1 protein-coding gene is annotated in these 588 nt (G+C 35.4%); it reads left to right on the top strand.

Annotated features, from left to right (window positions below):
• Positions 1 to 278 precede the first annotated feature (278 nt).
• Positions 279 to 503 carry a spore coat protein CotD gene (gene cotD, locus AB447_RS25545; protein WP_006637235.1) on the top strand — a complete coding sequence of 75 codons (225 nt, stop codon included), beginning with the start codon at positions 279 to 281 and terminating at the stop codon, positions 501 to 503.
• Positions 504 to 588 lie beyond the last annotated feature (85 nt).

The raw sequence follows: 588 nt of genomic DNA, 5'->3' as shown, positions 1-588 counted from the left end.
TCGAGAATTACCCCTTTTTTCAAGAGGTATCCTGAAGGATGCTTCTTGTTTTTTTGAATGAATTCGAATAGACAAGCTGCAAATATGGATCGAAATCATAATAACTTCTCTCCTTTCAGTTTAAGTATCCTTAAAAAATTTTTGAGGATGCTTTTTTTGATTTAGGCTGTGGATAGTACTCGATCGGACAAATATGGGTGATTGTAATGGTACATGTATACACTGTTTATCATAGTTTAATAATGAATATGATCAATGAATGAAAGGAGAGCTTAGTCATGTTTCATTGCAAACCAAATGTGATGCCGCCAATTGTACACCCGACTAATTGTTGTCAAACTCATACTTTTTCTAAAACAATTGTGCCGCATATTCATCCGCAGCATATAACAAATGTGCATCATAAGCATTTCCAGCATGTGCATCAATATCCACACACTTATTCTAGTTACGATCCTGTTACACACTCTCATACTCATTGTGGTAAACCATGTTGTAACTAGTGGGATTAAACAATGACTGTATGGTTTACAGTGCATCATCATATATAGCACCCAACTGGGTGCTTTTTTATGTTCTCTGTAAACC

It is taken from the genome of Bacillus glycinifermentans (genome assembly GCF_001042475.2).
In the GTDB taxonomy this organism is placed as follows: domain Bacteria; phylum Bacillota; class Bacilli; order Bacillales; family Bacillaceae; genus Bacillus; species Bacillus glycinifermentans.
The sequence above is the reverse complement of the archived record's forward strand: the minus strand, read 5'-3'. Positions and strand labels throughout refer to the sequence as shown.